The organism is Allofournierella massiliensis, from assembly GCF_964241245.1.
In the GTDB taxonomy this organism is placed as follows: domain Bacteria; phylum Bacillota; class Clostridia; order Oscillospirales; family Ruminococcaceae; genus Allofournierella; species Allofournierella massiliensis.
Map to the genome: position 1 here is coordinate 14,290 of NZ_CAXSWZ010000015.1, position 26,070 is coordinate 40,359.

Sequence of the window (26,070 nt, forward strand, 5' to 3'; positions counted from 1 at the left end):
AAGCCCCTTGACAACCACCAAGGGTGCCTGCGGGTCTTTTCCTTGCACTCCCATCAAAATCAGCTCTTTTCCGGTGCTGTGCAGTTCTGCCCCAGGATTTTGGATGCAGAAAGTGCGAAAAGGGGCGGCGCAAGCCTTGATGGCTTGCCCGCCCCTTTGAACATTTTGTGCGCCAAAACCCTACGGCAGAACCGTTGTTTTCTTATGCCACACCGGCTAAGACCACGGGGATTTTTTTGCATTCTGTTGCGATTCGGGAAAGGGGCGAATCAGCGCAGAATGAGCGCGCCGTTCTCCACGTCCACGGTCAGGGTATCGCCGGTGTTGTGCACGCCGCCGATGATCTCTTTGGCGATCAGGGTTTCCACACGGCTCTGGATGAACCGCTTCAGCGGCCGGGCGCCATAGATGGGGTCGTAGCCTTCCTCGATGATGAAGTCCTTCGCCGCGTCGGTCACCGCCAGATTCAGCTGCTTGTCGGCCAGCCGTTTGCGCAGGTCGTCCAGCTGCAGCTCCACGATGCCGCCGATCTCGGCCTTGGTCAGAGGCTTGTAGAAAACGATTTCGTCCAGCCGGTTCAGGAACTCCGGGCGGAACTGGCTCTTCAGCAGGCCGTCCACTGCTTTGCGGGCGTCCTCGCTGATCTGGCCGTCCTCGCCGATGCCCTCCAGAATATACTGGCTGCCCAGGTTGCTGGTCAGGATGATGATGGTGTTCTTGAAGTCCACCACGCGGCCCTGGCTGTCGGTGATGTGGCCGTCGTCCAGCACCTGCAGGAGGATGTTGAACACATCCGGGTGGGCCTTTTCCACTTCGTCGAACAGCACCACGCTGTAAGGATGGCGGCGGACTGCTTCGGTGAGCTGGCCGCCCTCCTCATAGCCCACATAGCCCGGAGGCGCACCGATCAGACGGCTGACGCTGAATTTCTCCATGTATTCGGTCATGTCGATGCGAACCATGTTCTTTTCGTCGTCAAACAATGCCTGCGCCAGCGCCTTGGCCAGCTCGGTTTTGCCCACGCCGGTGGGGCCCAGGAAGAGGAAGCTGCCGATGGGGCGGTTGGGATTCGCGATGCCGGCCCGGCTGCGCAGGATGGCCTCGCTCACCTTGGTCACCGCTTCGGACTGGCCGATCACCCGTTTGTGCAGGATGTCCTCCAGGCCCAGCAGTTTCTCCCGCTCGCCTTCCACCAGCTTCTCCACCGGGATGCCGGTCCAGCGGGCCACGATGCGGGCGATCTCCTCGTCGGTCACCCGGTCACGCAGCAGGTTGTCCTGCGTCTGACCGGCGGCCTCGGCCTTCTTTTCCTCTTCGGCCAGCTGCTTCTGCAGTTCGGGCAGCTTGCCGTATTTCAGCTCGGCGGCCTTGTTCAGATCGTACTCCCGCTCGGCCTTTTCGATGGCCGCATTGGTCTGCTCGATCTGCTCGCGGATGCTCTGCACCTTGCCGATGCTGCTCTTTTCGTTGTCCCACTGGGCCTTCATGGCCTTGAACTGCTCGCGCATCTCGGCCAGCTCCTTTTGCAGGGCGGCCAGACGCTGGGCGCTCAGGGTGTCGGTCTCCTTCTTCAGGGCGGCCTCCTCGATCTCGTGCTGCATGATCTTGCGGCGCAGATCGTCCAGCTCGGCGGGCATGGAATCCATCTCGGTGCGGATCATGGCGCAGGCCTCATCCACCAGGTCGATGGCCTTGTCCGGCAGGAACCGGTCAGAGATATAACGGTTGGACAAGGTAGCCGCGGCGATCAGGGCACTGTCCTGAATTTTTACGCCGTGGAACACCTCGTAGCGTTCCTTCAGGCCACGCAGGATGGAGATGGTGTCCTCCACGGTGGGCTCATCCACCATCACCGGCTGGAACCGGCGTTCCAGAGCCGGATCCTTCTCGATATACTGGCGGTACTCGTCCAGCGTGGTGGCGCCGATGCAGTGCAGCTCGCCACGGGCCAGCAGAGGCTTCAGCAGGTTGCCCGCATCCATGGCGCCGTCGGTTTTGCCCGCGCCCACAATGGTGTGCAGCTCGTCGATAAACAGGATGATCTGGCCTTCGCTCTTCTTCACCTCCTGCAATACGCTCTTCAAACGCTCCTCAAATTCGCCCCGGTACTTGGCACCGGCCACCAGAGCGCCCATGTCCAGACTGAATACCTTGCGGTCCTTCAGGTTCTCGGGCACGTCGCCCCGCACGATTCGCTGGGCAAGGCCCTCGGCGATGGCGGTTTTGCCCACGCCGGGCTCACCGATCAGGCAGGGGTTGTTCTTGCGCTTACGGCTCAGGATGCGGATCACGTTCCGGATTTCGGTGTCACGGCCGATCACCGGGTCCAGCTTCTGCTGACGGGCCAGCTCAACCAGTTCCTGACCGTACTTTTTCAGTACGTCGTAGGTATCCTCCGGGTGGTCACTGGTCACCCGCTGGTTGCCCCGCACGCCGGACAAAACGCTCAGGAATTTGTTCTTGTCGATGGAGAAACGCTTCATCAGCTCGGCCACCGCGCTGTTGGGGTTCTCGATCAGAGCCAGGAACACATGCTCCACGCTCACATATTCGTCCTTCATGGCGGTGGCGGTGCTCTCGGCCGCGTTCAGCACCTTGTCGGTGGCGGCGGAGATGTAAATCTTATCCGCCTCACGGCCGGAGCCGGTCACATGGGGCAGAAGGGAAATCTTCTGGGCAGCGGCGGAAACAAAGTTGCCGGGCTCCACGCCCATCTTCTGCAGCAGCTGGGGAATCAGGCCCTGTTCCTGATTAGCAATCGCAAAGAGCAAGTGCTCAGGCTCCAGAGTCTGGTTCTGATATTCAATGGCGGTCTGCTGGGCGCTTTGCAGCGCTTCCAGCGTTTTTTGTGTAAATTTGTTGGTGTTCATTGGGCAAGCCCCCTTTTCATTACCGAACAAAGTAAGAATTCTTGTTTGTTTTAGCACTCTCGTGCCTCGACTGCTAACATTGTAAAACCGCTGCTTTTACTTGTCAAGAGGGTTCACAAAAAATTAACATTTTTCCGGGCGGCTGCCCGCTGAATCCTCAGCGGGTGAGCAACAGAATATTTTCCGGTGCCACGCCCAGTTGGGCGGGCAGAGGGTTCGGGCGCTTGTCCTTGGCCATGCGCCACCAGATGTCCGGCGTGCCGGGGGTCTGGTTCGGGGTGCGCATCTGGATGATCCACTCGAAGGGCTCCTCGATCTGGCCGGTGTATTCCACCTCGAACCGGTTGGCCGGGGCCTTGGGGTGGAAGTAGTGGGCCCGGATGCCGATGGCGCACAGATCCTCCGGCACCGGGCGGGCGGTGGTGAACTGGATGCCCCAGTCCTCCACCCAGACGGTATTGGGGCCGGTGCGCCGGGCCGCCGCGATGTTCTTGCAGCCGGTGAGCCGCGCCGCCGCCCGGCTGCCCGGGTCGGCAAATACCTCCTTGGTGGCCCCGCAGCGCAGCAGCTGGCCCTCGTCCAGAATGGCCAGCCGGCCGCACATGTGGTAGGCTTCGTCCCGGCTGTGGGTCACCAGCAGCACGTCGCCGGAAAAATCCTTCAGCACCCGCAGCATGTCCAGCTGCAGCTGCTCCCGCAAATGGCTGTCCAGCGCGGAGAAGGGTTCGTCTAATAAAAGCACCTGGGGCCGGTTTACCAGAATCCGCCCCAGCGCCACCCGCTGCTGCTGCCCGCCGGATAATTCAGCCGGGCGGCGCTGCTCCAGCCCGGCAAGGCCCAGCAACTCCACCGCCTGCCGGTAAAGAGTCTGCTTCCTGGCCTTGTCCTTTTCCCGGTGCAGCCCGGCCAGCAGGTTCTGGCGCACGGTCATGGTGGGGAAGAGGGCATAGCTCTGGAACAGATACCCCACCCCCCGCTGCTGGGGCGGCAGGTTGATGCGCTGCTCGGAGTCAAAGAGGGTGCGGCCATCCAGCACGATGCGGCCCCGGGCCGGCGTTTCCACCCCGGCGATGCAGCGCAGGGTCATGCTTTTGCCGCAGCCGGAAGCGCCCAGCAGGCCGGTGATGCCGCCGTCGGTTTCCAGCGATACCTTTAAATGAAAGGAACCCAGATCCTTTTCGATGTCCACAAACAGGCTCATGGGGCGCGCCTCCTTTGCTTTTGCTCCAGCAGGTTCACGGTGAGCAGCACCGCCGCGCTGATGGCCAGATTTACCAGCACCCAGGCAAAGGCGGCTGCGTCATCGCCGGTGCGCCAGAGCTGGTATACGGTGGTGGAGATGGTGGCGGTGCGCCCGGGGGTGTAGCCGATGAGCATGCTGGTGGCGCCGTATTCGCCCAGAGCCCGGGCAAAGGCCAGCACCGCGCCCGCCAGAATGCCCTGACGGCAGGCGGGCATGCGCACCCGCCAGAAAATATAGGTGTTGGAAAGCCCCAGTGTGCGGCCTGCGTCCGTCAGACGCTCATCGAAGCTCTCGAACGCGCCGCGGGCGGTGCGGTACATCAGGGGGAAGGCCACCACCGCCGCGGTGAGGATGCCGCCGTACCAGGTCATCACGAATTTGATGCCGAAATTGGCGAGGAAGATGCCCAGCGGCCGTTTGGCCCCGAACACCAGCAGCAGAAAATAGCCCACCACCGTGGGGGGCAGCACCAGCGGCAGGGTGAGCACCACGTCCAGCAGGCCCTTCCCCAGCCGGGGCAGCCGGGCCACATAGTAGGCGGCAAAGATGCCGGAAAAGAACACCAGCACACTGCTGATGGCAGCAATGCGCAGCGAGTTCCAGAGGGGATACCAGTCCATGGAAAAAACTCCAATCCGAAAAATGGGGCAAGGCAGCCTGCCTTGCCCCGTTTTGTTTGTTTCAGGCGGCTCCGCATAATTTCAGGTGGTGGAGCGCGCCGGAAAATTTTTTGTGATATGAACCAAAAAGCACAGCCAAGCCTTGGTGGCTTGGCGAGCATTTTTGGAAAATAGCACGGGAAATTTTGGTGCGATACGCCACCTGAGCCCTTGGGCGTAAATTGTGCGGAGGTGCCTTTTATATTACAGGGGAGAAGCCCACTTCCTCAAATACCTGCATGGCCGCATCGGTCTGCAGATAGTCCAGGAAGGCCTGCGCCTCCTCGCTGTGCTGGGAAACGTTCAGCACGGCGGCGGGGTAGATCACCTGGCCGCACATCTCTTCGGTGGCGTAGTCCACCGGGGTGATTCCGGCGCTGAAGGCGTCGGTGCAGTAGACCACGCCGCAGTCCACGCTGCCCTCGGTGATCTGGGTGGTGACCTCCTTTACGTTGGAGCCGTAGGTAATCTTGCCGGCGTTTGCCAGTGCTTCCTCGTCCAGCTCGTAGTAGGCAAGGATCTGCTGGGTGTACTGGCCCACCGGCACGTCGCTGTTGCCCATGGCCATCAAAATGTCGCTGCCTTCCAGTGCTTTGGCCAGATCGTCAAAGCTGGCGATGGCTGCGTCGCTGCCCTCGGCCACGCACAGGGCAACCTTGTTTTCCAGCAGGTTCACCCGGGTGCCCTCGGCCACGAAGTCCAGCCCTTCGGTGTTCACGCTGGCGTCAGCGGTCTTGTCCAGCTGATCCATCTGCTTCTGCCCGGCGGAGAGGAACACGTCGCAGACTGCGCCCTCCTGAATCTGGGTTTTCAGGGTGCCGGAGGAATCGAAGTTGAAGGTCAGGGTCACATTGGGGGCCACGGTCTTGCAGTCCTCGGCGATCTGGTTCAGGGTCTCGGTCAGGCTGGCGGCGGCAAACACCGTCAGCTCCACCGGTTCGCCCCCGGTCTCGGCCTGAGAAGCGGACGCCGCGCCGGAACCGGCGGACACGGCAGAAGAGGGGGAAGCGGCGGAAGATGCGCCGCCGCCACAGCCTGCCAGCGAGAACGCCAGCGCGAAGGCTGCGGCCAGTGCGAATGCCTTTTTCATGGATAAAACTCCTTTTTGTTCTCATATTTCAGAGAATTTTATTTTCAAACCCTGTGGATTTACACAGAGCTGAAGCAAAAGGAACAATCGCGGGGGCGAATGTGCGGCTTAAAACACGAAGTTGCCGCTTTTACCACCCTGCTTTTCGCAGAGGTGGATGTCGGAAATGACCATGCGCTTGTCCATGGCCTTGCACATGTCGTAAACGGTGAGCAGCGCGGTGGAAACGCCGGTCAGCGCCTCCATCTCCACGCCGGTTTTGCCCTCGCACTGCACGGTGCAGCGGGCGGTGATGGAGTGGCTTTCGTCGTCCAGAGTAAAATCAACGGCGCACTTGGTCAGCGCCAGCACATGGCACAAAGGAATCAGGTCGGAGGTGTGCTTGGTGGCCATGATGCCCGCCACCCGGGCCACGCCCAGCACGTCGCCCTTTTTGGCGCTGCCCTCCTTCACGGCCTGATAGCATTCGGCGCTCATGGAGATGCGCCCGGAGGCGACGGCGGTGCGGTGGGTCACGGCCTTGTCGGTCACGTCCACCATGATGGCTTCGCCCTTTTCATTTAAATGGGTAAACGGCATAAGAATGCTCCTTTTATAAAAGAATGGGTCAGGCCTTGCCGAAGCCGCAGTTGGGGAAGGTGCACACCGGGCAGCTCAGGCACAGCCCGCCGTTGCCGTAAGCGGCCAGCTGATCGGCGCTCACCGGTACGCCTGCCACCAGATAGGGCAGCACCAGATCAAAGATGGTGCGCTTGGCGTACATCACGCAGCCGGGTAGGCCGCACACCGGGCGGTCGCCCTCGGCGTAGGCCAAAAGGAACATGGCTCCCGGCAGCACCGGCGCACCGTAGCTCACAACGCGGGCGCCGGTGTTCCTGATGGCCAGCGGGGTCTTGTCGTCCGGGTCCACGCTCATGCCGCCGGTGCACAGCACCATGTCCGCGCCCTCGCGCAGCATCTCGTTGGCGGCGGCGGTGATCTTCTCGTGGTCATCGTTCAGAACGGTGTGCCAGGCCATCCGGCAGCCGTATTCCGCCAGCTTCTGTTCAATCGCCGGAGTGAAGGAATCCTGAATGCGGCCGTAGAATACCTCGTTGCCGGTGGTCACCACGCCCACCTTCAGCTCCCGGAAGGGCACCAGCCGGAACAGGGGCTCGGTTCCCACAGCGGCGCGGGCAGCATCCATCTTGGCAGTCTCGATCACCAGCGGGATCACCCGCATGCCGGCCAGCTTGTCGCCCTTTTTCACCGCGAAGCCGCCGTGGCGGCAGGCCACCATCACCTCGCCCAGCCGGTTCAGGCGGAACAGCCGCTCGGTGTCCACCAGAAACAGGCCGTCCACCTGGGCGGTCAGCTCGATTTTGCCCTCGCTGGGCTCGCTGGCGCTCATGTATTCGTTCTGGCACAGCTGACGCAGAATCTCGGCCGCGTCGTTCTCGTGCAGGTGGTTTTCGTCGTTCTCCCAGATGTAGATGTGATCCTTGCCCACGCTCAGCAGAACCGGCACGTCCTCAGGAGTAATCACATGACCCTTTTTGAACACGGGGCCCTTTTTGACCCCGGGAATGATCTGGGTGATGTCGTGGCAGAGCACCTGGCCCACCGCGTCCTCGGTCTTCATCAGTTTCATAAACAAGCCCTCCCGTGAATGAATCCGAAATACCGGCCGCCCTGTGCAGGCAAGCGCCGGAAAAATGTGTTTTAAAAATCTGAATCCGGCGGCGCAGATGGATGCGTCGAGGCTTACGGCGGTTCCGCCGTTTCGCCTGCGGGTGCCGCAGGCTGGTTCTTTTCTGATTGTAGCACAGAAGGCGTTGTTTCACAAGAGAAATAACGGGTAAAAAGAATGACTTATTTCCCCGGCCGCAGGGGGCGGCTTTGTCTTGTTTGGGTGTTTATGGTATAGTAAAAAAGACGATAACCATATAAAACAGGCAGGAATCAGGAGAACTTCATGAAAACTGAACGACTGAACGAAACATCCGCCCGTGCGCTTCTGGACGCACAGAAAACATATTTTGCCACCGGAGCCACCCGTCCGCTGGAATTCCGGCTGCGGCAGCTGCAGGCGCTGTACAAGGCGCTGGAGCGGCATGCCCCGGCACTGGAAGCGGCCCTGAAGGAGGATCTGGGCAAGAGCCGGTTCGAGAGCTACACCAGCGAAATCGGCATGGTGCTGGCGGGCATCTCTCACATCCGCCGCCATCTGGCCCGCTGGATGAAGCCCCGCGCAAAATTCGCGCCCGTGCAGCTGTTTCCGGGGCGCAGCCGGGTGGAGCCGGTGCCCTACGGCTGCGTGTACATTCTGGGCCCCTACAACTACCCGGTGCAGCTGCTGCTGGAGCCGCTGGCCGAGGCGCTGGCGGCAGGCAACTGCGCAGTGGTCAGCCCCTCCGAGCTCACCCCCCATGTGGCCGAGGCGGTTTCGGCCATGCTGGCCGAGACCTTCCCGCCGGAGTATGTGTGCTGCGTGCCTGCGGGCATCGAGAACAACACCCTGATGCTGCACAGCCGCTTTGATTACATCTTCTTCACCGGCAGCCCCCGGGTGGGCCGCATCGTGATGCAGGCCGCCGCGGAAAATCTGGTGCCGGTGACGCTGGAGCTGGGCGGCAAAAGCCCGGTGATCGTGGCAAGGGATGCCCATCTTGCCACCGCCTGTGAGCGCATCGTGTGGGGCAAGCTGATGAATGCGGGCCAGACCTGTGTGGCGCCGGACTATGTGCTGGTGGACCGGAGCATTCAGGAAGAATTTCTGCAGGGGCTGCAATCGGCCATCCGGCGCTTCTACGGCCCGGATGCCCAGAAAAGCCCGGACTACGGCCGCATCGTGAACGAAGGCCACATCCGGCGGCTTGGCCGCATTCTGGAAGCGGACAGGGAAGCCATCCGGTTCGGCGGCCGGGTGGACGAAGCCGACCGGTACATCGAGCCCACCATCCTCTGCCCAAACAGCATGGACGCGGCCTGCATGCAGGAGGAGCTGTTCGGCCCGCTGCTGCCGGTGTTCGCTTATGACGACCTGAACGGGGCGCTGGAGATCATTAACAAAGGCGAGAAGCCGCTGGCCTTGTATGTGTTCAGCCGGGATAAGGCGCTGGTGCGCCGGGTGCTGGATTCCACTGCCAGCGGCGGCGTGAGCGTGAACGACACCATCGGCCATATTCTGGACCCGGATCTGCCCTTTGGCGGGATGGGTCAGTCCGGCATGGGCAATTACCACGGGCAGGCGGGCTTTCTCACCTTTTCCCACCAGCGCAGCGTGCTGCGGCGGGGGCTTTTCCCCATGCGCGTTGCGTTCCCGCCCTTTACCGAAAAAGGCGAGCGCACCGTGCGCCGTCTGATGCGATGAGCGGGAGCAGGTGGGCTGCCTTCTGGAAGGAGTTCACCAGCAGGCGGCTGCCGTCCATCCGGGCGAAATGGGCGGCGGCGCTGCCCACCATTCTGGTTTCGCTCACGCTGCTGTTCAGCATCTGGGGCATCTTCGGGGTGCGCTATGTGGTGATGACTTCTTTTCTGACGCTGGTGTTCCGCACCCGTCACCGGCAGGATTTCCGCCCCCGGGAGATGGCACGCACCGCGGTGCAGATGGTGCTGGTGTGCCTGGCGGCCTTTGCGGCCGGGCGGGGCCTGTGGTGGGCGCTGGCGCTGAATCTGGTGGTACCCTTTGTGCTGGTGTATCTGCTCAGCTCCAAGTTCAGCCCCAAGGCCTATTTTGCCTACGGTATGGAGTTCGTTTTTCTGCAGCTGGTTCCGGTGGAGCCGGAGCAGCTGCCGGTGCAGCTGGGGGTGCTGGTCTACGGCCTTTCGGTGGTAACGCTTGCGCTGTGGCTCCACGCGAAAATCATCCATCGGCGCAGGCACTTCGGAACCGTGCGAAAAGGTATGGACAATTTGTGCCGCCAGCTGGAAAAGCTGGCCCGGGGCGAGAGCGTGAGCGCCGAGCACGACGCGCTGCCGCCCATGCTGATCCACATGAATCAGGTGATCTATGGCAGCCGGGGCTATACCTATCTGGCCAACGGCTACGGCAAGGTGAATTATCTGTTCATGCTGGTGTTCCAGCGATTCTATTATTTCACCGATCATTTCGTCACGCCGGGCCAGGTGCCCGACGCGGCGGACGCGGACTGGCTTCTGCGGCTGGCCGAGCTGTTCCGCCGGGCGGAACGGGAGCTGAACGGGCCGGAAAATTCGGCGCTGCGGGCGCAGCTGGAGCAGCTGCGCAGTGAGCCGGGCCTGAAGGATGAGCGGCAGAAGGAGGCCATGGGCGAGATTCTGCGGGTGTTCGGTGTGGCGCTTCAGGCGCTGGAGCAGGTGCACCCGACCCGCCCGCAGAAGGACTGGGCGCTGCCCGGTGACCAGAACAAGGTGAAGGCTGTGCGCTATGCCTTCGGGCTGGATCAGTTCACCAACCGGTTTGCGGTGCGCCTGTCCGCCGTGCTGTGCCTGGGCTTCGGCTTTGTGTGGCTCACCGGGCTGGAGCACGCCTACTGGTACCCCATGACCGCCTTCCTGATGCTGATGCCCTACGCGGAGGAGAGCCGGATGAAGATCGGCAACCGTATTCGGGGCACGCTGGGCGGCGCGGTGGTGTCGGTGCTGCTGATGTCGCTGTTCCACACCATGCCGGAATACATCCTCATCATGGCGGTGATGACCTGCTTCATGTACTACGCGCCGGTTACCTCCTGGACCATGACGGTATACAGCACCTGCTACGGCATGACGCTGGCCCAGATGCGGCTGGGGCTGATGGAATCGGTGACGCTGCGGCTGGCCTATGTGGCGCTGGCAGCCGTTACCGCGGCGCTGGCCAACCGGTTCCTGCTGCCCAACACCGCCGGGCGGGAGTTTTCCAAAAGCGTGGAGGAGCTGTTCGAGCTGGACCTGAGCATGCTGGCTCAGGTGCGGGAATACTGCCGCACCGGCGCCTACGACCCCAACCGGATGCGGGAACGGATGGTGCGCTCTCATCTGGTGGAAAACGAGATCCAGACCGGGCTGAAGGGGATGAACCGCTCCGAACAGGAATTTTACAGCCAGATGCTGCCCATGAACCGGCAGCTGGTCAGTGAGATCGAGCAGATCAACGCCTATCTGCGCAGCCGGCCCCATCTGCTGAACACCGGTTACAGCCGGATGGCCGCCGAGGTGCTGGACAACCTGGAGGACGCAATTCTGCGCATCAAGCTGAGCTACACAAAAAACGAGCTGGTGCCCTTCTTCGATACCGGCCGAAGCCCCCAGGCCTTTGGCCGCCTGGAGGACAGCCTTTACTTCAATACACTGGCAGTGAACTGCCTGCAGACTCTGCGCCAGATGAACGATCTGATGGAGAGCAAGGCGAACCCGTGAATACAAAAACGAAAAGCAGCCGTGCGGTGTTTTCCGCACGGCTGCTTTTGCCGTTTGAGTGTAAAGCAACCACCAGCTACGCTGGTGCGAATTACTTGCTTTAGCATTTAGTTTGCGAGCGAAGCGAGATGACAAACTAATTGCCTACCATATAGAGAGAAAATATGGTTTTGGGATTTTGCTCGTTTACGAGCCGTAGGGCAAGAAATGCAGATGGCAGAATTTTTCGTGGCCCCTTAAGGGGCTTTGCTAGTATAATGCCCTTATAGGGCTTACTCAAACCACCGGCTAAGCCGGTGGTTTTGATTTATGGGGTTCGTTTCGTCAGCCCTGCATGCCCAGGAACATGCCCAGCACATAGGGAATCAGCCAGATCAGCCACACCACGATGCTGAACCGGTGGAAGCTCTGCTGCTTTTCGGCGTTGCCGCGGGCATACACCAGCGTGGCCCACACCGCATGGAACAGCATGAGCACGATGGCCAGCGCGCCGGTAATGCCGTGGGGGCTCAGCAGGCCGGAGCCGTGGGCCATGGTGGACATGATGGTGGTGCCGGTGGTGTCGAACACAAGGCCGCACCAGAACAGAATCACATGGCGCTTTTGCAGGCTGTGGGCCCGGCGCTCGGAAAATACGCCCACGGTGTAAAAGCACAGCGCAAGGGTGATGGCAACAATGGCAGCAATCAGCTGAGTGGTCATGGTTGGTTCTCCTCTCTGAATGAAAGGGGCCAAAGGGCCCGGGATTGATATTGAACGATGTTCATTATAGCCGGATCCCGACGTGCTGTCAATGCAAAAACCGAAAAAAGGCACAAGATACGAACGATTGTGAACATTGTTCAGGAAAATTGGCCGGTTCCTGCAAAAGGTTTTTGCTCCGGCAGGGGGCCGGGCTCTTGCAAGATGTGCTTTAATCCAGTAAAATACTGGATATACGGTCTGTTTTTCGGCGCCGCAATTCCAATGAAAGAAGAGAGGAAAACGATCATGGATCTTCGTTTCAATACCAAATGCGTCCAGGGCGGCTACACCCCCGGCAACGGCGAACCCCGCCAGATTCCCATCATCCAGAGCACCACGTTTAAATACGATACCAGCGAGGACATGGGCAAGCTGTTTGACCTGGAGGCATCCGGCTATTTCTACAGCCGCCTGCAGAACCCCACCTGCGACCATGTGGCGGCCAAGATCTGCGAGCTGGAGGGCGGCACTGCCGCCATGCTCACCGGCAGCGGCCAGGCGGCCAATTTCTACGCCGTGTTCAACATTGCCGGCTGCGGCGACCATGTGGTGAGCAGCGCCAGCATCTACGGCGGCACCTACAACCTGTTTGCGGTGACCATGAAGCGCATGGGCATCGAGGTTACCTTTGTGGACCCGGACTGCACCGAGGAGGAGCTGAACGCCGCCTTCCGGCCCAACACCAAGGCCGTGTTTGGCGAGACCATCGCCAACCCCGCGCTGACCGTGCTGGACATTGAGAAGTTCGCCAAGGCGGCCCACGCCCACGGCGTGCCCCTGATCGTGGACAACACCTTTGCCACCCCGGTGAACTGCCGGCCCTTCGAGTGGGGCGCGGACATCGTGACCCATTCCACCACCAAGTACATGGACGGCCACGGTGCTGCCGTGGGCGGCTGCATTGTGGACAGCGGCAAGTTCGACTGGACCGCCTACCCGGAGAAGTTCGCCTGCCTGTGCACCCCGGACGAGAGCTACCACGGCGTGACCTACACCGAGCGTTTTGGTCTGGCCGGCGCCTACATCACCAAGGCCACCGCCCAGCTGATGCGCGATCTGGGCAGCGTACAGAGCCCCCAGAGCGCCTTCATCCTGAACCTGGGCCTGGAGAGCCTGCATGTGCGCATGAAGCGCCACTGCGAGAACGCGCTGGCCGTGGCCACCTATCTGGAGCAGCATCCCAAGATCAGCTGGGTGAACTACTGCAGCCTGCCCGGCAACAAGTATTACGACCTGGCCCAGAAGTATCTGCCGAATGGCAGCTGCGGCGTGGTGAGCTTTGGCATCAAGGGCGGCCGCGCCGCTGCCGAGGTGTTCATGAAGCACCTGAAGGTGGGCGCCATTGAGACCCATGTGGCCGATGCCCGCACCTGCATCCTGCATCCCGCCAGCAGCACCCACCGCCAGATGAACGACGCCGAGCTGGCCGCCGCCGGTGTGGGCGCGGATCTGGTGCGTATGTCCTGCGGTCTGGAGGATGCGCAGGATCTGATCGAGGATATCGCTCAGGCTCTGGAGCAGGTATAAGAATGAACAAGACGCTGCACAAACTGGCAGCGCACTGCGCCCCGCCGGCGCCCGGAGTTCTCCGGGCACTGGTGCCGGGCGTTTTGTGCGGTTGGGGCTGTGCCGGCCTGCTGGCGCTGGGCCATCCCTGGCTGGCCGGGGCGCTGGCTCTGGCAGCTGCGGCGGTGGCCGGGCAATGGTGGAAGCCCTCCTTCTGGGCCGAAAGCTGGAAGGGCCGGGGCTGGCTTCTGCCCACGCTGGCGCTGGGGGCCGTTCTGGCGGCGGTGATGCTGCTGGAGCCCATTGCGGACGCTTACTATGCCGCCTGGTACTGGCCGGTTTACAAGGGCCTTGCCCTCGGCCTTGTGCTGGGGATGCTGATTGGCCCGCCGCTGGTCTGCGCGCTGCGCCGGATGGCCCGGAAGGCCCGTTCGGCCCGTGAAACCACCCGCCCGGCTTTCCCGGGGCTGTGGTTCTTTCTGGCGGTGCTGGTTCCGCTGGCCCTTTACTGGGCGAGGGTATTTCCCTACGAGAGCAGCTTTGATCTGGAATACCAGCTGGAGATGCTGCGGGGCGAGCTGCCCCTGAACGACGTGCACACCCTGGCCCACACGTTGCTGCTGGGCCTTGCGGGCGGGCAGCCGGGGCTGCTGGTGGCGGTGCAGCTGCTGACGCTGGCCGGGCTGCTCACCGCCTTTGCCGCCCGGTTCTACCGGCGGGGCATGGGGCTGTTCGGCATTGCGGCCTGCCTGTGCGGCGGCTGCCTTGGCCCGGTGGTGGGCCAGGCGGCGGCAAGCCCCATCAAGGATCTACCCGCCGCCCTCTGTGCCGGTGTGGTGCTCTATTACATCATGCGGCTTCTGGCGGGGGATCTGCGCTTTTCCTGGCCCCATCGGATCGGCTTTGGCGCTGCGCTGGCCTTCACCGGCCTGTTCCGCCACAACGGCTTTGTGCTGGTGCTGGCGGCGGGGCTGTGGCTGCTGGCGCGGGGAATTTACCGCCGGCAGAAAGGTCTGCTGGCCACCGTGGCGGTGTGCGCCGCCTGCATCTTCGCGGTGGACGGCGTGGCCGCGCCCCTTCTGGGGGTGCAGCACCCGGCCAACGGCTTTGCGGTGCAGGTGTATGCCACCGGTATTGTGGCAGTGGATCAGCGGGGCGGCGAGATGAGCGAGGAACAGCGCCGCCGCATGGAAGAGCTTCTGCCCATGGACTATGTGGCCCACTGCCTGGAAAACCCGGACACGGCCCACTTCACCCGTGCCCAGCGCCTTTGCTGGACCCGGGACCTGGGCAGCTATACGCCCAGCGAGCGGGAAGCCCGGTTCGCGCCCCTTCTGGAGGACAGCCAGGGTGTGAACGATGTGTTCAACAACCTGTTCATTCTGGCCGCGGGGCAGAACCCGAAGGAGATTCTGCGGCTGTATCTGGAGCTGTTTTTGCAGAATCCCTGGCTGTGCACCACCGAGATTCTGCGCAACAACACCAATGTGTGGCGGCTGGACCGGGGCCTTGGGCCCTTCAGCCATGTGTTCTGTCTGGCGGCGATGGCCGTGGCCTTTTTCTGCGGCAGCGGGCGGGGTATGCTGCGCCGCTGGCCCGCGCTGCTGCCGGTGGTGTGCAACATTGCCTCGGTGGTGGTGGCAGCGTCCACCAACGAGATCCGCTATCTGCTGCCCACCTTTCTGCTGGCCGTGCCCTCTGCGCTGTTCTTTGCGCTGGAGGGCGGCGTGCCGGACGATCAAACCAAAGGAGTGAGCGAGCCATGCCGCTGATCATCCCGCAAAACCTGCCCGCCTATACGGCGCTGGGGCAGGAAAACGTATTTGTAATGCACTGCCAGCGGGCCGAAAGCCAGCAGATCCGCCCGCTGCGGATTCTGGCGCTGAACCTGATGCCCACCAAAATTGCCACCGAGACCCAGCTGGCCCGGCTGCTGGCCAACAGCCCCATTCAGGTGGAGCTGACCCTGCTGCACACCGCCAGCCATGCGGCCACCCATGTGGCGGGCGAGCATCTTTCCGCCTTTTACAAGACCTTCGACGAGGTGAAGGACCAGCGGTTCGACGGCATGATCATCACCGGCGCGCCGGTGGAAAAGCTGCCCTTTGAAGAGGTGGACTACTGGCCGGAGCTGTGCCGCATCATGGAATTTTCCAAAACCAATGTGTATTCCACCCTGCATGTGTGCTGGGGCGCACAGGCGGCGCTGTATTACCACTTTGGGATCCAGAAGGAGCTGCTGCCCCAGAAGATGTTCGGTGTGTTTCCCCATCGGGTGCTGCGGCCCGCGAACCCGCTGGTGCGGGGCTTTGACGAGGTGTTTTACGCCCCACACTCCCGGCACACCGGCGTGCGGCGGGACCAGATCGAGGCCTGCGGTGCGCTGCGCATTCTGGCCGAGAGCGACGAGGCGGGCGTCTACCTGATGAGCACCGAGTCCGGCCGGCAGATTTTCGTGACCGGCCATCCGGAATACGAAAAGTTCACGCTGGATGCGGAGTATCGCCGGGATGTGGACAAGGGGCTGCCCATCCAGCCGCCCAAAAACTACTACCCGGACGACGACCCTGCCAAAGAGCCGCTTTACCGCTGGCGGGCCCATGCCTTCCTGCTTTACACCAACTGGCTGAACTACTATGTGTATCAGGATACCCCCTACGACCTGGCCCAACTGGCCCGGGTGGAGGAGAACTGAGCCCTTCGCACAAACAACAGCAAAAAGCCGCCCGCCGGAAAATTTCCGGCGGGCGGCTTTGTTATTGCATGGAATCGAGCGGCAATCAGGCCACGGTGGCGTTCTCCATCACGAAGTTGTAGCCGTTGTCGATGCGCAGCTGGTGCATGGGGTAGGCGGTGCCGCCGTAGGTCTCCAGCGCCAGATCGTAGTTGTCGCCGAATACGTCCTTCAGGTCGTCCTCGGTGGGCTGCAGGCCTTCGGCGTCCGCGATGGCCTCGTAGATCATCTGCAGCTTGATCTGATCGGTGTACTGGGTCTTGAAGTCCTCACGGAAGGCATCCAGACTCTCGTAGCCGTACATCATCAGCAGGTATTCCACGGGCAGGCCGTTGGTGGCGGCGGTGTTGGTCAGGTTGGCTTCCTCATGCTCCAGCAGGGTGTTGGTGATCACCTCGGGAACTTCCTTCACCTGGGCGTTCTCCAGCAGGTAGTTCTGCAGGTACTGGGCCTTGTTGTACTCGGTCAGGGTGTTCTTGATCTCCTCGTTGGCCTGATCGGCAGTGGTCCAGCCGTACTGGCTCTGCAGGTTCTCGGTCACGAAGGCATCGTTGAACTCGGGATAGATGGGGTCGCCCTCGATGTAGTTGATGGTGGTCTTGAACACGGCTTCCTTGCCGGCCAGAACGATGGTGTTGCCGTCGGCGTCGGTGGAATCGTTGTAGTCATCGGGGAAGGTAACCACCACGTCGAAGGTCTCGCCGGGCGTATGGCCGATGATCTGGGTCAGGAAATCATCCACATAGGCGGTGGAACCGGCGGTCACGGTGGTGCCGGCGCCATTGGTGTTGCCGCCGGTGAACTCCACACCGTCCACGCTGCCCACGTAGTCGATGTTCACCTGGTCGCCGTCCTCAACGGCACGGTCGGTGATCTCGGTGGGGGTGGCGTACTGCTCCACAAAAGCCTGACGCTGGCTCTCCAGATCCTCCTCGGTGGGGTTGATCTCGTCAGCGGGGATGGTGATGTTCTTGTAGTCCGGCAGGGTCACATAATCGGTCAGATTGATGTCCACCCACTTGCCGTCCTCGGTCAGGTTCTTGGAGTACTCGATCTCCACCTGAGAAGCGGCGCTGGTGGAAGAAGAGTCAGACGCGGCGGAAGAGCTGGCGCTGGTGCTGCCGGAAGCAGCGGAACCGCCGCAGGCGGTGAGACCGGCCGCCATGGAAATGGCCAGGGCCAGAGCGGCCAAACGGATCATTGCATGTTTCAACGGAATTTCCTCCTGATTCTGAAGGGGAGAAACTGCTCCCCCTTTTGGTTTGTTTTTGCAACAGAGCATTTATTATTATACACCACCCGGGGCCTTGGGGCCAGTGGTTGAGCCAAAATTTACACATCTGTTTTATTGTACAAAATGTAATATTTCCGAAAAGAAACACACAAAACGCTTTTTTACATTAAATTGTTAAAATGCTCTTGACAAACCGGGCGGCCTGTGGTTTAATGAGCCTAAACCGATGAGGCGGAGATAAAACTGCACAGCGCACTTCCAGAGAGTCCGGGATGCTGGGAACCGGGCAGAGAGCGGGGCAGGGGGCCGAAAGGCCTGAAATGGGCCGCCGAGGGCAGGGCGAACGAACGCGGTTTCAGTAGCCTGAGCCGGGATCTCCCGTTACAGAGGTAGGGCGTGTTGGCGCCCGGTGAGGTGGCTTCCGCTTTTTGGAAGCAAGCAAGGTGGCACCGCAAGTTTTGAAGTTATTCAGGACCTGTCCTTGCTCATGGCATCGCCATGGGCAATGAACAGGTCCTTTTGTTTTTTGCCCCGGCGGCTACACGACCACGATGCACCAAAGGAGGGCACACGCATGAAACGCTATGCCGAAAACAACCGGTTTTCCACACGATGGCGGGCGGGATGTTGAAAAGAATACGCTCATCCACCTGTGACCAGAAAGAAAGGAACAACCGACCATGAAAAATATGAAATGTAAACTGACCGCCCTGTTTACCGCCGCCGCTCTGGCGCTGAGCTTCGCCGGCTGCGGCGCAGCCGCTTCCGCATCCGCATCCGTTGCCGTGGACAACGGCCAGCAGGCAGACTACACCGTGGGGATTTTACAGTACACCAGCCATTCCAGCCTGGACGAGATCGCCGCCGCCATCCAGTCCGAGCTGGAGCAGCAGGCGCAGGCCGCCGGCGTGACCGTTAACGTGGAGCTGAAGAATGGTCAGGGCGACGCGGCCACCATCAACGACATCTGCAAGATGTTCGTGTCGGATCAAGTTGACCTGATCATCCCCATCGCCACCCCGGCGGCCACTGCGGCGGCCGCGGCGGTGCAGGGCACCGACATTCCGCTGGTGTACAGCGCGGTCACCGATCCGGTGGCGGCCCAGCTGGCCAAGAGCATGGAGGAGCCGGGCGAAAACATGACCGGTACCTCCGATTACATCGACACCGCGAAGATTCTGGATCTGGTGCTGGCCAACAACCCGGATACCAAGACCATCGGCCTCATTTATAATCTGGCCGAAACCAACAGCGTCACTACCATCGAGGGCCTGCGCCCGGCGCTGCGGGAAAAGGGCATCGAGGCGGTGGAGAGCACCGTCACCACCCCCGGTGAGGTGCAGATGGCCGCCCAGAATCTGGTGAGCAAGGGCGTGGACGCCATCTTCGTGCCCATCGACAACACGGTGGCCAGCGCCATGAGCGTGCTGGCGGACGAGGCCATCAAGGGCGGCGTGCCGGTATACACCGCGGCGGACAGCATGGTGCGGGACGGCGGCCTTGCCACCACCGGCGTCAACTACACAAAGCTCGGCCAGCTGACCGCCCAGATGGCGGTGCAGGTGCTGCAGGGCGAGGATCCGGCCACCATGCCGGTGCAGGTGATGGACGACGGCATCGTGACCGTGAACACCACCACCGCCAGGGAGCTGGGCATTGACCCCAATGTGTTTGATCTGTCCGGCGAGGGCTATGTGAGCGTGGAGTAAAAACCGGAGCATCCGTGCCCACCGCCAAAAGCGGCGGGCCATCCGTGTGTTGAAAGGGAGAATCAAGTTATGAGCATCATGCTGCTGCAGGGGGCGGTGGAACAGGGCTTCATCTACGCTCTGGTCGCCCTCGCGCTGTATCTGTCCTACCGGACGCTGGACATTGCCGACCTGACCACCGACGGCACCTTCGTGCTGGGCTGCGCGGTGAGCGCCGCGCTGTGCAGTGTGGGCCAGCCGGTGCTGGGCCTTGTGGGCGGTTTTGCCGCGGGCCTTGCGGCGGGCTTTGTCACCGCATTCCTGCATACCCGGCTTAAAATTCAGGCGATTCTGGCGGGCATCATCACCATGACCGGCCTGTACACCGTGAACCTGTGGGTGATGGGCGGCCGGGCCGACCTGCCCCTGTTGAAGGTGGACACCATCTTCACCTACACCCAGGCTTTGCTGGGCGAAAGCTACGGCAAGCTGATCACCGTGGCCCTCATTACCTGCGTGGTGGGCGTGCTGCTGGCGCTGTTCTTAAAGACCCAGCTGGGCCTTTCCATCCGGGCCACCGGCGACAACCGGGATATGGTCTCCGCTTCTTCCATCGACCCCTCCTTCACCATCACCGTGGGTCTGTGTCTGGCCAACGGTCTCACCGCGCTGGCGGGCGGCGTGCTGGCCCAGTACCAGATGTCCAGCAACCTGAGCCTGGGCACCGGCGTGGTGGTCATCGGCCTTGCCAGCCTGATCATCGGTGAGGTGGTGGTGCGCCGGGGCGGCGTGGGCCGCTGCATCGCCGGGGCCATTGTGGGCTCGGTGATCTACCGGGTGCTGATGGTGTTTGCCCTGCGGGCCAGCGCCAACCCCGCAAACCTGAAGCTGATCAGCGCGGTGATCGTGGCGGTGGCCATCGGCTGGCCCGCACTGGCGGATCGGCTGCGGCTGGAAAAGCGCAAAGCCGCCGCAAAACAGAAAGGGGGCCGTTGAGATGCTGTATCTGGAAAATCTGAGCAAGATCTTCTCGCCCGGTACCGTGAACGAAAAGCACGCGCTGAACGGGCTGAGCCTGCATCTGGAGCCGGGGGACTTTGCCGCCATCGTGGGCTCCAACGGCGCGGGCAAGAGCACCCTGTTCGGCGCCATTGCGGGCAGCTTCTTCACCGACAGCGGCCGCATTGTGCTGGACGGCAGGGACATCACCTTTGAAAAGGAGCACCGGCGCAGCCGCCAGATCGGCCGCCTGTTCCAGGATCCGCTGCGGGGTACCGCACCCCGCATGACCATTGAGGAGAATCTGGCGCTGGCCTATCTGCGGGCCAGCGGCAAGGGCGCCAGCTTCGGCCGCATCGGCAAGGCCGAGCGGGCGCTGTTCCGGGAAAAGCTGGCCGGTCTGGGCCTTGGCCTTGAGGATCGGATGAGCCAGCCGGTGGGCCTTCTGAGCGGTGGCCAGCGGCAGGCGCTGACCCTGCTCATGGCCACGCTGGTCACCCCCAAGCTGCTGCTGCTGGATGAGCACACCGCCGCGCTGGATCCGGCCACCGCCGACAAGGTGCTGGAGCTGACCCAGCGCATCGTGGCGGAAAACCGGATCACCTGCCTGATGATCACCCACAACATGCAAAGCGCGCTGGAGCTGGGCAACCGCACCCTGATGATGGACTCCGGCCGCATCGTGCTGGATCTGAAGGGCGAGCAGCGGGCCGGCCTTTCGGTGGAGGATCTGCTGCGGCTGTTCCGGGAAAACGCGGGCAGGCAGCTGGACGACGACCGGATTCTGCTTTCCGGCGAATAAGCAAAAGAAAAAGAATAAGCAAAAGAAAAATCCCTCTGAAAAAATTTCCAGAGGGATTTTTTTCATGCGATCAGTGCTCGTAGCCCTCCAGCGTGGCCTTGACGGAATCGCCGAAGCCGGTGGAGTAGACCACCGAGCCGTCCTTCAGCATCCACATGGCCTCCACACCGTCCAGGCTTTCCACCAGCGCCTGCCCGTCCTCCAGCGACAGGCAGAACAGGCCGGTGGACAAACAGTCGCCCAGACCGGAATCCGGCACCAGCACCGCCACGGCGGAGAAGTGGTCCGCAGGCATCAGAGTGTCCGGGTCGATGATGTGGTTGTAGCGTTCGCCGTCCACCTCATAGAAGCGCTGGTAGTCGCCGCTGGTCACCAGCGCCATGTCCTCCATGTAAACGGACACCAGATAGGGCGCATCGTTCACCACCTGACCGGCCAGCTCTGCCGAGGCCCAGGGATCCTGAATGCCGGCAGTCCACCGGCTGCCGTCCGGCTTGTGGCCGATGGTGCGCACGTTGCCGCCCACGCTGAGAATGGCGCTGGCAAGGCCCCGCTCTTCGGCGGCCCGGGCCACCATTTCCACCGCGTAGCCCTTGCCCACGCTGCCCACGTCCAGCTGCAGCTGATCGTCGGCAAAGTAGACGGTACCGGCCTCTTCATCCAGCACCAGATCGTCGATGCTGCAATGCTCGCTGGCGGCGGTCAGCTGCTCCATGGGGGGCAGCTGGGCGCTGTCCGGGTCGTTCAGGCCCGCTTCCCGATAATCGTGCCAGATGCTCAACACCGCACCGAAGGCCACGTTCATCTGGCCGCTGGTGGTCTTGTACATCTCCCTGGATTCCACCAGAAGATCCATGATCCGCTGATCCACCGCCACAGGCCCCTGCGCGGCGCTGTGGTTCAGATCGTACAGATTGGTCACACCCTCGTAGTGGTTGTAGATATCGTACAGCTGGTGGTACTCGGCCAGATCCTGATGCAGGACGTCCATCTGCCGGTCCCATTCCTCCTCGCTGGATGCGTAGCCGATTACGGTGGTCACGGTGTCGAACACATCGTACCAGCTGGCGGTGTATTTTTCCCAGCCGGCCATGGCCGGGTCGGCGCTGGCCGAAGCGGCCGAAGAGGCGGAAGCGGACGGGGAAGCGGTGCTGCCGCAGCCGGCCAGCGAAGCGGCCAGCAGCACAGCGGCGCATCCCGCGCAGAGAAGGCGTTTTACCATAGCAACAAAAAATCCTCCGTGTGAAGATTCGGGCCCCGCACCGAAGGGCGTGCCCGGATAGAAAAAACAGAAAACGGCCAGACCGCCGGGGCCTGGCCGTTTTTTCATTTTAACAGATCACGCCGTGATGCGCAAGCTGCTGATCAGGCCAGAGCCTTGGCAACAGCGTTGTTGAACTCGCGAACGTCCATGGTGCAGGAAGCAGCGATGTCGGCGTCGGTGGGACCATTGTGGCCCTCGGCGTTGGTCTCAACAGCGGCAACCTCGTCAGCGGTCTTGCCAACCAGCCAAGCAGCGTAGGCGTTGGCCTGCTCGTACCACTCCTTGCCGATCTCGGAAGCGTTGGTCATGCCGTAAGCTTCCTTCTGGGTCTGCTTGGGAACGATGGTCTCGTCCTTAGCGGTTACAACACCCTCTTCGGTGGTGTTGAACTTGGCCTGGGTGCAATCCCAGATGCTGCTGGTGATCTTGCCGTCAGCGTCGGTGGTCACGGCAGCGTAGGTGGTATCGGTCTGAACCAGACCCTCGCCCTCGTTGTCGGCGGGCAGAACAGCGGAAGAGCTGAACTCGGTGGACAGACCCAGAGCCAGGGTGTCGTCAGCGGAAGCGCCCAGAACCTGAGCGTTCTCGGTAGCCTGAGCAATGGCCTCAATGAAGTCGGTCACGTTCATGGTGCAGGAAGCAGCGATGTCAGCGTCGGTGGGGCCGTTGTGGTCGCCGCCAACTTCGATGGCGCGAACTTCCTCAGCGGTCATGCCAACCACGTACTCAGCGAAGGCGTTGGCCTGCTCGTACCACTCTTTGCCGATGCCGGAAGCACCCTTCATGTTGTAGTCTTCCTTCAGCTCCTGCTTGGACTTAAAGGTAGCGGTGGTGTCGAAGGAACCGTCAGCCTTAACGGCAACCTTGTTCTGGGCAACATCCAGCTTGCAGCTGATGATCTTGCCGTCCTCGCCAACCAGAACGGCGGCGGCGGTGCTGTCAACCTGAGCCTTGCCGTCAGCATCGGCGTCAGCGTCGGACACGCTGGTGCTGGAAACGATGGCCATACCGGTCTTCACGCCAGCCTCGGTGGCAGCGGCCTCAGAGGAAGCAGCCTCGGAGGAAGCGGCCTCGGAAGTGGAGGCAGCAGAAGAAGCGGTGGAAGTGGAAGTAGCGGTGCTGGAAGCGCCGCCGCAGGCTACCAGACCGAAAGCCAGGCAGGCAGCCATGACCAAAGCAATAGCTTTTTTCATGATGTTGTTACTCCTCTCGATAATAAAATCGCACAAACATGACCCGCCTGTATTGCAGCGGGAAACAGCTTTATTATAATTTCCTGATAGATGTTTGTCAATGTAAAAGAGCACTGTAAAAAATGACAGTTTGGTTGCAAAATGAATAAAGGTCGGCGCTTTTTGCATAAAATATGGATTTATTGCGCTTTTTGTGCATGTTCATCGACCGGCACGGGCGGCAAAGGCATCCCGTTCCTGCACAAGCTCGCTCAGCAGAGCGGCCAGAGTCCAGCTCTGGTTGGTGGGGGTGACCATCGCCTTCAGCGGGATGGAAACCCCGCCTGCCCGCAGCCGGGTGAGAAAGCCGTCCAGCCGGGCGCGGTCCAGCCCGTTCATGATGAGGGCGGCGGGCCAGTCTCCGGCAAGGGCGGGGGCGCTGGCGGGGCCGGGGCCCCCGCACAGGCTGCTGATGGTTCGGCCGGTATCGGCGGGGCTTACCGGGATCAGGACCAGCCCCTCGGCCCGGCAGGCGTCGGCCAGGGCGGCAAAGCCGGGTTCGGTTTCGGAATAGTTCCACACCAGCGCACAGGGGGCCAGCGGTCGGATGCGTGCTTTCATGAAAGGCTCCTTTCGCCCGGTCAGGGCACTGCCTGCCGGGGTACATGATCAGTATGGCCCGTCCGGGGCCCTTTTATACCTATTATAGAGGACGTGTAAAGAGGGGTGCTTTTTCCGGTCAGTTCATCTGCTTGCCGAAGAAGGCAACCTCCCGGCTGATGTCCTGCATCAGGGCATCGAACTGGGGGCAGGTCAGGCTCTGGGCGCCGTCGCACTTGGCCCGGGCCGGGTCGTTGTGCACCTCGATCATCAACCCGTCCGCACCGGCGGCCACCGCGGCTTTGGCCAGCGGCTCCACCATCCACTTGATGCCCGCCGCGTGGCTGGGGTCGATGACCACCGGCAGGTGGCTCATGTGTTTGAGCATGGGCACGGCGGAGATGTCCAGCGTGTTGCGCATGCTGTTTTCAAAGGTGCGGATGCCCCGTTCGCACAGGATCACCTGCTCGCAGCCCTCGGCCATGATGTACTCGGCGCTCATCACGAATTCCTCCAGCGTGGCGGAAAGGCCCCGCTTGAGCAGCACCGGCTTACCCATGCGGCCCACCGCCTTGAGCAGCTCGAAGTTCTGCATGTTCCGCGCGCCCACCTGAACAAGATCCACATCCTCGAACAGGGGGATATGCTCGGTGTTCATGATCTCGGTCACGATGGGCATACCGGTTTTGGCCCGGGCGTGGCGCAGCAGCTCCAGACCTTCGGCCCGCATGCCCTGGAAGGAGTAGGGGGAGGTGCGGGGCTTGAACGCGCCGCCGCGCAGCAGGCTCGCGCCGCTTTTCTGAACCTCGCCGGCCACCAGTGTGATCTGCTCCTCGCTCTCCACGCTGCAGGGGCCCGCGATCACCGCGAAGTGCCCGCCGCCGATTTTGGTGTTGCCCACCTGAACCACGGTATCCTGCGGGTGGAACTTGCGGTTGGCCTTCTTGTAGGGCTCGGAAATGCGGCGCACCTGATCCACCGCCGGATTGGCCAGCACCCAGCTTTCCGCCACGGCCTTGGTGTCGCCCACAAGGCCCAGAATGTGCTCCTGTTCGCCCAGGCTTTCGTGAATGGAAAGGCCCATGGCCTCCAGCTCGGCGCGCAGCGCACGCACCGCCTCTTCGTTTGCGTTCTGCTTCAGAATGATGATCATAATTTCCACAACTCCTCTGTGTTTTTTGTTCAAGGCAGGCCGGTAAACAAAAAGCCGGGGGCCTGCTTGCTGCAAGCCCCCGGCCGGGTCATCTCGGCAAAACCGATGCGCGGTGCGTCACACCGCCCGGGAATGTTCACAGCAAACAAAGACCTTGCCATAAAAAGCAAAGCCGTAATAATAGTTTGCGGTAAACAGTCGAGCCATGAGAAAATATCCTCGCATTCGGTTTGGTTGTCTGGTTAGGGCTAGCATACCACCGGGAAAAGCGGTTGTCAAGAAAAAATTTATCCGGCTAAAGCAGCGCGGGCCGCTTGCGGCGAAAAAGCGAACGCATTATAATAGGGGCAGAAACTTTGCGGGCAAAGGAGGCCGGAGCCATGGCACAAAAGCAGACAAAGACCAACGCCATGCGCATGCTGGAAAAGGAAAAGGTGGCCTACACCTTCCATGAATACGACCACGAGGACGGCGCCATCGACGGCGTTTCGGTGGCCGGCAAGCTGGGGCAGGACCCGGCCCGGGTGTTCAAAACGCTGGTGACCCAGGGCGCCAGCAAAAACTTTTATGTGTTCGTGATCCCGGTGGCGGCGGAGCTGGATCTGAAAAAAGCCGCAAAAGCAGTGGGGGAAAAGAACGTGGCCATGCTGCATGTGGCGGATCTTTTGAAAACCACCGGCTACATCCGGGGCGGCTGCAGCCCGGTGGGCATGAAAAAACAGTTTGTCACCGTAATCGATGCCAGTGCGCAGGACAAGCCCACCGTGATGGTGAGCGCCGGGCGCATCGGCGCACAGGTGGAGCTGGCCCCCGCCGATCTGGCCCGGGTGGCGAAAGCTCGCTTTGAAAGTATTACATTTGCGTGAAAATACAACAGTATAAGTAATACTACAACCGTTGACAATTGGTAAATACGCCAAAAAACAAGGGGGAATATTCAACAACCCGGCGAAA

20 protein-coding genes and 1 pseudogene are annotated in these 26,070 nt (G+C 61.6%); 9 read left to right on the top strand and 12 right to left on the bottom strand.

Going from position 1 to position 26,070, the window contains the following annotated elements; all coding sequences use genetic code 11:
- Window positions 1-269 precede the first annotated feature (269 nt).
- The 6 genes from clpB to ACESYO_RS09335 form a co-directional block, all read right to left on the bottom strand.
- The gene (gene clpB, locus ACESYO_RS09310; protein ID WP_276870741.1) at window positions 270-2,870 is read right to left on the bottom strand and encodes an ATP-dependent chaperone ClpB; all 2,601 of its coding nucleotides are present in this window, start codon (window positions 2,868-2,870) and stop codon (window positions 270-272) included.
- 157 nt (window positions 2,871-3,027) lie between these two features.
- Window positions 3,028-4,071, bottom strand: a complete 1,044-nt coding sequence (locus ACESYO_RS09315) for a sulfate/molybdate ABC transporter ATP-binding protein (protein WP_132587293.1) — start codon at window positions 4,069-4,071, stop codon at window positions 3,028-3,030.
- Window positions 4,068-4,733 carry a molybdate ABC transporter permease subunit gene (gene modB, locus ACESYO_RS09320; RefSeq protein ID WP_276870737.1) on the bottom strand — a complete coding sequence of 222 codons (666 nt, stop codon included), beginning with the start codon at window positions 4,731-4,733 and terminating at the stop codon, window positions 4,068-4,070. The genes ACESYO_RS09315 and modB overlap by 4 nt, the downstream gene beginning before the upstream one ends.
- A 238-nt stretch (window positions 4,734-4,971) precedes the next feature.
- Window positions 4,972-5,862: a molybdate ABC transporter substrate-binding protein gene (gene modA / locus ACESYO_RS09325; RefSeq protein WP_276870736.1), complete on the bottom strand. Its 891-nt coding sequence runs from the start codon at window positions 5,860-5,862 to the stop codon at window positions 4,972-4,974.
- 108 nt (window positions 5,863-5,970) lie between these two features.
- Window positions 5,971-6,441, bottom strand: a complete 471-nt coding sequence (gene moaC, locus ACESYO_RS09330) for a cyclic pyranopterin monophosphate synthase MoaC (protein WP_276870735.1) — start codon at window positions 6,439-6,441, stop codon at window positions 5,971-5,973.
- 28 nt (window positions 6,442-6,469) lie between these two features.
- Window positions 6,470-7,492, bottom strand: a complete 1,023-nt coding sequence (locus ACESYO_RS09335) for a molybdopterin-binding protein (RefSeq protein WP_276870733.1) — start codon at window positions 7,490-7,492, stop codon at window positions 6,470-6,472.
- A 321-nt stretch (window positions 7,493-7,813) separates the two neighbouring features.
- Between ACESYO_RS09335 and ACESYO_RS09340 the strand changes: the two are divergent.
- Together ACESYO_RS09340 and ACESYO_RS09345 are read left to right on the top strand one after the other, a co-directional pair.
- Window positions 7,814-9,214: pseudogene (locus ACESYO_RS09340) on the top strand (aldehyde dehydrogenase family protein); the annotation flags it as partial.
- The gene (locus ACESYO_RS09345; RefSeq protein ID WP_276870731.1) at window positions 9,211-11,220 is read left to right on the top strand and encodes an FUSC family protein; all 2,010 of its coding nucleotides are present in this window, start codon (window positions 9,211-9,213) and stop codon (window positions 11,218-11,220) included. The pseudogene ACESYO_RS09340 and the gene ACESYO_RS09345, both read left to right, overlap by 4 nt.
- A 324-nt stretch (window positions 11,221-11,544) precedes the next feature.
- Here the strand turns inward: ACESYO_RS09345 and ACESYO_RS09350 are convergent, their stop codons facing one another.
- The gene (locus tag ACESYO_RS09350) at window positions 11,545-11,922 is read right to left on the bottom strand and encodes an HsmA family protein (protein ID WP_373209850.1); all 378 of its coding nucleotides are present in this window, start codon (window positions 11,920-11,922) and stop codon (window positions 11,545-11,547) included.
- Window positions 11,923-12,210: 288 nt separating this feature from the next.
- Here ACESYO_RS09350 and ACESYO_RS09355 point away from each other — a divergent pair, with 288 nt between their 5' ends.
- The 3 genes from ACESYO_RS09355 to metA are packed head-to-tail and all read left to right on the top strand — an operon-like array spanning window position 12,211 to window position 16,165.
- On the top strand, window positions 12,211-13,491 hold the full coding sequence (locus ACESYO_RS09355; protein ID WP_058962850.1) for an O-acetylhomoserine aminocarboxypropyltransferase/cysteine synthase family protein: 1,281 nt from the start codon (window positions 12,211-12,213) through the stop codon (window positions 13,489-13,491).
- A 2-nt stretch (window positions 13,492-13,493) separates the two neighbouring features.
- On the top strand, window positions 13,494-15,242 hold the full coding sequence (locus tag ACESYO_RS09360; protein WP_373209851.1) for a hypothetical protein: 1,749 nt from the start codon (window positions 13,494-13,496) through the stop codon (window positions 15,240-15,242).
- Window positions 15,233-16,165 (top strand): homoserine O-acetyltransferase MetA, encoded by a 933-nt coding sequence (gene metA, locus ACESYO_RS09365; RefSeq protein ID WP_058962848.1) that lies wholly within the window; start codon window positions 15,233-15,235, stop codon window positions 16,163-16,165. Before ACESYO_RS09360 ends, metA begins: the two co-directional genes overlap by 10 nt.
- A gap of 85 nt (window positions 16,166-16,250) precedes the next feature.
- Here metA and ACESYO_RS09370 read toward each other — a convergent pair whose 3' ends face one another.
- Window positions 16,251-17,417 (bottom strand): trigger factor, encoded by a 1,167-nt coding sequence (locus ACESYO_RS09370; RefSeq protein WP_058962847.1) that lies wholly within the window; start codon window positions 17,415-17,417, stop codon window positions 16,251-16,253.
- A 710-nt stretch (window positions 17,418-18,127) separates the two neighbouring features.
- Here ACESYO_RS09370 and ACESYO_RS09375 point away from each other — a divergent pair.
- The 3 genes from ACESYO_RS09375 (at window position 18,128) to ACESYO_RS09385 (ending at window position 20,927) form a co-directional block, all read left to right on the top strand.
- Window positions 18,128-19,147, top strand: coding sequence for an ABC transporter substrate-binding protein (locus ACESYO_RS09375; RefSeq protein ID WP_058962887.1), 1,020 nt, complete (start codon window positions 18,128-18,130; stop codon window positions 19,145-19,147).
- A gap of 69 nt (window positions 19,148-19,216) precedes the next feature.
- Complete coding sequence (locus tag ACESYO_RS09380) at window positions 19,217-20,122, top strand: ABC transporter permease (RefSeq protein WP_058962846.1); 906 nt, start codon at window positions 19,217-19,219, stop codon at window positions 20,120-20,122.
- A 1-nt stretch (window position 20,123) separates the two neighbouring features.
- Window positions 20,124-20,927 carry an ABC transporter ATP-binding protein gene (locus ACESYO_RS09385; RefSeq protein ID WP_373209852.1) on the top strand — a complete coding sequence of 268 codons (804 nt, stop codon included), beginning with the start codon at window positions 20,124-20,126 and terminating at the stop codon, window positions 20,925-20,927.
- 70 nt (window positions 20,928-20,997) lie between these two features.
- On the opposite strand, the gene ACESYO_RS09390 is transcribed toward ACESYO_RS09385, so the two are convergent.
- From ACESYO_RS09390 to aroF, 4 genes are all read right to left on the bottom strand, one after another.
- Window positions 20,998-22,149 carry an FAD:protein FMN transferase gene (locus ACESYO_RS09390; protein WP_373209853.1) on the bottom strand — a complete coding sequence of 384 codons (1,152 nt, stop codon included), beginning with the start codon at window positions 22,147-22,149 and terminating at the stop codon, window positions 20,998-21,000.
- A 143-nt stretch (window positions 22,150-22,292) separates the two neighbouring features.
- Window positions 22,293-23,384 carry a hypothetical protein gene (locus ACESYO_RS09395; protein ID WP_058962843.1) on the bottom strand — a complete coding sequence of 364 codons (1,092 nt, stop codon included), beginning with the start codon at window positions 23,382-23,384 and terminating at the stop codon, window positions 22,293-22,295.
- 201 nt (window positions 23,385-23,585) lie between these two features.
- Window positions 23,586-23,984: a DUF3783 domain-containing protein gene (locus ACESYO_RS09400; RefSeq protein ID WP_373209854.1), complete on the bottom strand. Its 399-nt coding sequence runs from the start codon at window positions 23,982-23,984 to the stop codon at window positions 23,586-23,588.
- A 118-nt stretch (window positions 23,985-24,102) separates the two neighbouring features.
- The gene (gene aroF, locus ACESYO_RS09405; RefSeq protein WP_373209855.1) at window positions 24,103-25,116 is read right to left on the bottom strand and encodes a 3-deoxy-7-phosphoheptulonate synthase; all 1,014 of its coding nucleotides are present in this window, start codon (window positions 25,114-25,116) and stop codon (window positions 24,103-24,105) included.
- Window positions 25,117-25,496: 380 nt separating this feature from the next.
- Between aroF and ybaK the strand changes: the two genes are divergently transcribed.
- Entirely contained in the window at window positions 25,497-25,982 is a 486-nt protein-coding gene (gene ybaK / locus ACESYO_RS09410) for a Cys-tRNA(Pro) deacylase (protein WP_058962840.1), read from the top strand.
- The last annotated feature ends 88 nt before the right edge of the window (window positions 25,983-26,070 follow it).